At 68.0% G+C, this 4,976-nt stretch carries 6 protein-coding genes; 5 read left to right on the top strand and 1 reads right to left on the bottom strand.

Annotated features, from left to right (window positions below; translation table 11 throughout):
• Nucleotides 1–496: hypothetical protein (locus tag AB3X43_RS18290; RefSeq protein WP_369431297.1), on the bottom strand; the 496-nt coding region annotated here is incomplete at its 3' end.
• 447 nt (nucleotides 497–943) lie between these two features.
• Here AB3X43_RS18290 and AB3X43_RS18285 point away from each other — a divergent pair.
• From AB3X43_RS18285 to AB3X43_RS18265, 5 genes are all read left to right on the top strand, one after another.
• Nucleotides 944–1,384 (top strand): division/cell wall cluster transcriptional repressor MraZ, encoded by a 441-nt coding sequence (locus tag AB3X43_RS18285; protein WP_369431296.1) that lies wholly within the window; start codon nucleotides 944–946, stop codon nucleotides 1,382–1,384.
• A gap of 11 nt (nucleotides 1,385–1,395) precedes the next feature.
• Nucleotides 1,396–2,370, top strand: coding sequence for a 16S rRNA (cytosine(1402)-N(4))-methyltransferase RsmH (gene rsmH, locus AB3X43_RS18280; protein ID WP_369431295.1), 975 nt, complete (start codon nucleotides 1,396–1,398; stop codon nucleotides 2,368–2,370).
• Nucleotides 2,367–2,687: a cell division protein FtsL gene (ftsL, locus tag AB3X43_RS18275; protein WP_369431294.1), complete on the top strand. Its 321-nt coding sequence runs from the start codon at nucleotides 2,367–2,369 to the stop codon at nucleotides 2,685–2,687. Before rsmH ends, ftsL begins: the two co-directional genes overlap by 4 nt.
• Nucleotides 2,684–4,495 carry a peptidoglycan D,D-transpeptidase FtsI family protein gene (locus tag AB3X43_RS18270; RefSeq protein ID WP_369431293.1) on the top strand — a complete coding sequence of 604 codons (1,812 nt, stop codon included), beginning with the start codon at nucleotides 2,684–2,686 and terminating at the stop codon, nucleotides 4,493–4,495. The genes ftsL and AB3X43_RS18270 overlap by 4 nt, the downstream gene beginning before the upstream one ends.
• On the top strand, nucleotides 4,495–4,976 hold a 482-nt coding region (locus AB3X43_RS18265; protein WP_369431292.1), incomplete at its 3' end, for a Mur ligase domain-containing protein. The genes AB3X43_RS18270 and AB3X43_RS18265, both read left to right, overlap by 1 nt.

The following is a 4,976-nucleotide window of genomic DNA, read 5'->3' as shown; positions in this document are numbered from 1 at the left end:
CTCGCCGGTCTGGGGCATCGATGCGGAACAGCCCTGCGCCGTGTGGCTGGTGCCGGCCGGCGGCCGTGTCCACCTGCCAGCGCCAAGCCGTCTCGGGCTGGCGCAGATCGAGCACCAGGCCGCCCCGCTCCAGCACCAGCTGAACACCCTCCGGGTCCAGACGGCGCAGCACCAGGTCGCTCTTCTCGTCGAGCTTCAGTCGATTCGGGCCGAAATCGATCACCAGGCGGCTGTTCCAACTGGTCTGCAGCCGATCGCCTTCGCGGATGCCCACCTGCCGCAGACGGGGGCCGTCGCCGATGTCGACGAGTTCGCCGCCGGCACGCTGCAACCGCAGGCGTCCTTCGAGCTGGGCGATGTAGCCGACCCGCTCGCCCTCGTCCTGGCGCCACGCGGGACTCTCGGCCCGCGCCGGCGTGCTGACGCCCAGCAGCGGCGCGGTGACCACCAGGGCCGCGATCAGCAGTGAACCCGCCGACGGGAATCGGCCGCGCATCGGCCCTCGAAGGCATGGGCGGTGCGGACGCAGAAACATGGTGGACTCCGTGGACAGTTCGAATGGATTGGCAACGGCTCAACCCCGTTCGTGGACGACGTGGACCGCCGACAGGCCCGGTCCGATAACCCTGTCAGGCTTGAATCGCGAAAAAGTGACATCTGCTGTCGCCTTTTCCGGGGACCTGAAGGGACCGTTATGGTGATTCGGGTCCGAAGGTTTGCCAAAGTTCACGAATCGGCGCGCACTGGCTCAACCGGTGATCTTGGGGGACCAAGGGTGTGCAAAGCCTAAGTGCTTCATTTGTATGGCTTTTTTCCAATTCCTGTGAAAGTGAAGGCATAAGCATCTAAGTACTTGATTTCATTGGCTATTCCTATATGGCTTTCTTGACCCTCCTGCAATTTCTCCGCTACAGTGGGAGATCGTGTTGATTTGTGGGTATTCGTGGCCGGTTTTCATTTCCAGGGGACTTCAGCGCTTGCGCTGGACGCCAAGGGACGCCTGAGCGTTCCCGCGCGCCAACGAGAGGTGCTGCGCGCGATCCCGGAAGACCGCCTGACACTCACGCGGCATCCCGATGGATGCCTGATGGTGTTCCCTCGGACGGTCTGGGACGCGTTCCGTGCCCGCATCGAGTCGCTGCCGCTGTCGGCCAGTGGCTGGAAGCGCCTCCTGCTCGGCAGCGCCATGGATGTCGATCTGGACAGTGCTGCCCGCGTGCTGATTTCCCCGGAGTTGCGCGCCGCTGCTGCGCTTGGTCGCGAGGTGCTGCTCATCGGCATGGGCAACCACCTCGAACTCTGGGATGTGCAACGTCATTCGGCGGCCGAGGCCGCCCTTCTGCAGCAGCCCATGCCGGTGCTGCTGCAGGACTTCAGTTTCTGATTCCCCCTTCCATGGCCCAAGACGACGCAGTACCCCGACAGCACCGCACCGTGCTGCTTCATGAAGCAGTCGATGCACTGGTGCATCGACCGGATGGCACCTACCTGGACGGCACGTTCGGGCGGGGCGGCCATTCGCGCCTGATCCTGTCGCGGCTGTCTCCCGCGGGCCGTCTGCTGGCCATCGACCGTGACCCGGAAGCCGTTGCCCACGCGACGCAGGGCGAGGCGGGCATCGTCGATGCCCGCTTCTCGATCGACCACAACCGATTTGCCGACTATCCGGCCGTGATGTCTCGCCACGGCGTGGCGCAGCTGGATGGCCTGCTGCTCGACATCGGCGTGTCCTCGCCGCAGATCGACGACCCGGCGCGCGGCTTCAGCTTCCGCCACGACGGCCCGCTCGACATGCGCATGGACCCGACCCGCGGCCAGAGTGCTGCCGAATTCCTGGCCACGGCACCCAAGGAGCGCATCGCCGAGGTCGTGCGCGACTACGGCGAAGAGCGTTTCGCTCCGGCCATCGCGCGCGCTGTGGTTGCCCGCCGCGAGGCCGGCCATGTGCTGCAACGCACCAGCGAGCTGGCCGAACTGCTCGCCAGCGTCGTGCGTACCCGCGAGCGCGGGCAGGATCCGGCCACCCGCACCTTCCAGGCGCTGCGCATCCTCGTCAACGGCGAGCTGGACGAACTGGAGCAGGCGCTGGAGGCCTCGCTGGCCGCGCTCAGACCGGGCGGTCGGCTGGCTGTGATCAGCTTCCATTCGCTCGAAGACCGCATCGTCAAGACCTTCATCAACCGCCATTCGCGCGAGGAGTTCGACCGGCGCGCGCCGTTTGCCGAGCCCAAGCCGGCGCTGTTCAACGCGCTGGCGCGCATCAAGCCCTCCGACGAGGAAATCAGTGGCAATGGCCGGTCGCGCTCGGCGGTGCTGCGGGTGGCCGAACGAACCGACGTCGCGCTGCCGCCGGTGTGGACGCGCCCATGACCCGTTTCAATGTCCTGCTGCTGCTGGCGGTCATTGCCAGCGCGCTCTACCTGGTGCAGGTGTCCTACGAGACGCGGCGCCAGTTCATCAACCTGGAGCGTGAGCGCAACCTGTCGCAGCGCCTGGAGCAGGACGCCGAGAAGCTGCGGGTGCTGCTGCGCACGCAGGCCACGCACCTGCGTGTCGAACAGATGGCCCGCGAGAATCTGCACATGTCGGTGGCGACGCCTGCGGTCATCCAGTACCTGACGGCGGACGGATCGGTGCCGGCGAATGCGCCGGTCGCGGCCTCGGCTGCATCGAAAGGCCGTCCATGAAGCGCACCACCGGATCCGGCTGGATCGCCGCGCTGCGCGCGCGTTTTGCCGACCGCCCACGCCAGTCCCAGGGTGCCCGGTATGCCTCCAGCCCGCTGCTGGCCGCCAAGACGCCGATCTGGCGCTCGCGGTTCCTCGTGCTGGGTGTGGGGCTGACTTTTTGCCTGCTGATCGGGCGGGCGGTCTACATCCAGGTCATCAACCAGGACTTCTTCCAGCGCCAGGGAGAGAGCCGCTACCAGCGCACGCTGGAGCTGCCCGCCAGCCGCGGCCGCATCACCGACCGCAGCGGACAGGTGCTGGCCGCCAGCGTGCCGGCGCAATCGATCTGGGTCATCCCGAAGGACTTCGATGCCACGCCAGCCCAGCAGCAGGCACTGGCGAAGCTGCTCGGCATGACCACGACCGATCTGACCAGCCGGCTGAAGGAGAACGCCAACTTCGTCTGGCTGCGCCGGGTGGTGGACGACGCAGTGGCGGCGCAGATCAAGGCGATGGCGCTCAAGGGCGTGCACCAGCAGCGCGAGTACCGCCGCGAATACCCCGAGGGCGAGGCCGTGGCCCACCTGGTGGGGTTCACCAACATCGAGCAGATCGGGCAGGAGGGCATCGAACTGGCCTTCCAGAAGGATCTGGATGGCCGCAGCGGCAGCCGCAGCGTGGTGCGCGACCGGCTGGGCAACGTGATCGAGGACATCGGCGACCGGATCGAGCCGGCCGACGGCCACGACATCGCGCTGTCGATCGACACCAAGATCCAGTTCGTCGCCTACCAGCGCCTGCGCGATGCGGTGGCGCTGCACAACGCCAAGGCCGGCAGCGCAGTGGTGCTCGATGCGCACACCGGCGAAGTGCTGGCGCTGGCGAACTACCCGAGCTACGTGCCCGGCGATCGGCTGACCCGCACCGGTGCCAACCTGCGCAACCGGGCACTGACCGACACCTTCGAGCCGGGATCGACGATGAAACCCTTCATCGCCGCGCTGGCGATGCAGACCGGGCGGGTCACGCCGACGACCATCATCCAGACCGCACCGGGCACGATCACCATCACCGGCTCGACCATCCGCGACTCGCACGCACATGGCCCGCTCACGGTGCAGCAGGTCATCCAGAAATCGAGCAACGTCGGTGCCGTCAAGATGGCGATGCAGATGCAGCCACGCGAGATGTGGGACGTCTTCCACGCGGTCGGTTTCGGGCAGAAGCCGCCGCTGGCCTTCCCCGGTCTGGCCACCGGGCGGCTGCGCCCCTACAAGAGCTGGCGACCGATCGAGCAGGCGACCATGAGCTATGGCTACGGCCTGTCCACGTCGCTGTTCCAGCTGGCACGCGCCTACAGCGTGTTTGCCCGCGACGGCGACCTGATGCCGGTGTCGCTGCTCAAGCAGAACGGCCCGGTGCCGGGTGAGCAGGTGTTCAAGCCCGAGGTGGTGCGCGAGGTGCGCACGATGCTCAACATGGCGGCCGGTGAAGGCGGCACGGCGCCCAAGGCGCAGGCCGTCGGTTACTCGGTCGGTGGCAAGACCGGCACGGCCCACAAGCAGGACGGCGGCAGCTACGCCAGCAACAAGTACCGGGCCTGGTTCGTCGGCATGGCGCCGATCCATGCGCCGCGCATCATCGTCGCGGTCATGGTGGACGAGCCGAGCAACGGCATCTACTTCGGCGGCGACGTGGCCGCGCCGGTGTTCAGCCAGGTGGTGCAGCAGACGCTGCGCGTGATGGGGGTGCCGCCCGATCTGGAGATCAAGCAGCAGATCGTCGCCCGCGCCCAGGCAGCCAAGGCCGAAGAGGAGTCGTTCTGATGGCCGCCGGCACTGCGCAGTTGCCGGACTTGCCGGCGGTGCTGGATTGGCTGCACGGATGCGCGCCAGGTGCTGTGCTGCGCACCGACAGCCGCCAGGTGCAGGCGGGCGACGTCTTCATCGCGTGGCCCGGCTACGCGCAGGATGGTCGCGTCCACGTGGGCGCGGCACTCGCGGCGGGGGCCGCGGCCTGTCTGGTCGAGGCCGACGGGGTCGAGGCGTTCGGCTTCGGCGATGCGCGCATCGCGGCCGTCCCCGGACTGAAGGCGCAGACGGCCGGGCTGGCCGACGCGTGGCACGGGCAGCCGAGCGCGGCGCTGTCCGTCATCGCCACCACCGGCACCAACGGCAAGACCTCCACCGCGTGGTGGACCGCGCAGGCGCTGAGCCTGTCCGGCCTGCGCTGCGGGGTGGTCGGCACGCTGGGCGTCGGCGAGCCGCCGAGCCGCGTGGCGCCCGATGCCCGCGTGGTCGCCACCGG

Source organism: Sphaerotilus sp., from assembly GCF_041083715.1.
Taxonomy (GTDB): domain Bacteria; phylum Pseudomonadota; class Gammaproteobacteria; order Burkholderiales; family Burkholderiaceae_C; genus Sphaerotilus.
The sequence above is the reverse complement of the archived record's forward strand: the minus strand, read 5'-3'. Positions and strand labels throughout refer to the sequence as shown.